The 1,275-nt window shown below is 65.6% G+C and carries 2 rRNA genes and 1 pseudogene; all 3 read right to left on the bottom strand.

Annotated elements, in window-relative coordinates:
• A pseudogene (locus P3T39_RS37435) lies at positions 1–626 on the bottom strand (RNA helicase); the annotation flags it as partial.
• A gap of 331 nt (positions 627–957) precedes the next feature.
• Positions 958–1,074 (bottom strand): 5S ribosomal RNA (gene rrf / locus P3T39_RS37430).
• A gap of 108 nt (positions 1,075–1,182) precedes the next feature.
• Positions 1,183–1,275, bottom strand: a 23S ribosomal RNA gene (locus P3T39_RS37425); the annotation flags it as partial.

Genomic DNA, 1,275 nt, shown 5'->3' with positions numbered 1-1,275 from the left:
CCACCCTGCGGACGGTCATCGCGGCGGAAGCCACCACGGTCGTCACGGTTGAAACCACCGGACGGACGGTCGTCACGGCGCGGACGGTCATCACGGTTGAAACCACCCGACGGACGGTCATCGCGACGGAAACCGCCACCCTGCGGACGGTCATCGCGGCGCGGACGGTCATCACGGTTGAAACCACCCGACGGACGGTCATCGCGACGGAAGCCACCACCCTGCGGACGGTCATCGCGGCGGAAGCCACCACGGTCGTCACGGTTGAAACCACCGGACGGACGGTCGTCACGACGGAAACCGCCACCCTGCGGACGGTCATCACGGCGGAACCCACCCGACGGACGGTCGTCCCGACGGAAACCGCCACCCTGCGGACGGTCATCGCGACGCGGACGATCATCACGGTTGAAACCACCCGACGGACGGTCGTCCCGACGGAAACCGCCACCCTGCGGACGGTCATCACGGCGGAACCCACCACGGTCGTCACGGTTGTAACCGCCACCACCCTGGGGGCGATCGTCACGGCGCGGACGATCATCGCGGTTGTGACCGCCCTGCGGGCGGTCGTCACGGCGGAAACCGCCGCGCTCACGGTCACGGTCGGAGCGCTCGTCGCGACGGTGGCCGCCACGATCGTTCGACCAGCCCCCACGTGACCGGGGCTCATAGCCTCGGCCGTCGTCCGATCGACGCTCGGGACGGTCCTGGGGCGGGTTCGACATCGTGGTGACTCCTGTCTGCTGCTTCAGCTCCACCGCTCCGACTGTGGCGAGACACTCGCCCGGAGCGGTGTGGTGCCGGCCACCGGGCCGTGCACCTTCTCCATTGTCCGGCATCCGCTCCGGTACCGCGTTCGGGCGGTGGGAGGGACTGACCGGGTCATACACGTTCTGACACGCAAAAAAGCCGTGGCCCCCAGCGAGTCGCTGGGGGCCACGGCTTTGAATGATTGTTCGGCGGCGTCCTACTCTCCCACAGGGTCCCCCCTGCAGTACCATCGGCGCTATGAGGCTTAGCTTCCGGGTTCGGAATGTAACCGGGCGTTTCCCTCATGCTATGACCACCGAAACCCTATCGGGTATTCAGCGAAACACACTTTTCAATTGATAAGTGATGCTTTGTTCGCCGGCGATAGCTGTTCGCTACCCGGGAACCACACAGTGAACGCGAGCGTCTGAGGACAAGCCCTCGGCCTATTAGTACCGGTCAACTCCACCCCTCACGAGGCTTCCATATCCGGCCTATCAACCCAGTCGTCTACTGGGAGCC

Origin of the sequence: Kitasatospora sp. GP82, assembly GCF_029892105.1 — a bacterium.
Classification (GTDB): Bacteria; Actinomycetota; Actinomycetes; order Streptomycetales; family Streptomycetaceae; genus Kitasatospora.
The sequence above is the reverse complement of the archived record's forward strand: the minus strand, read 5'-3'. Positions and strand labels throughout refer to the sequence as shown.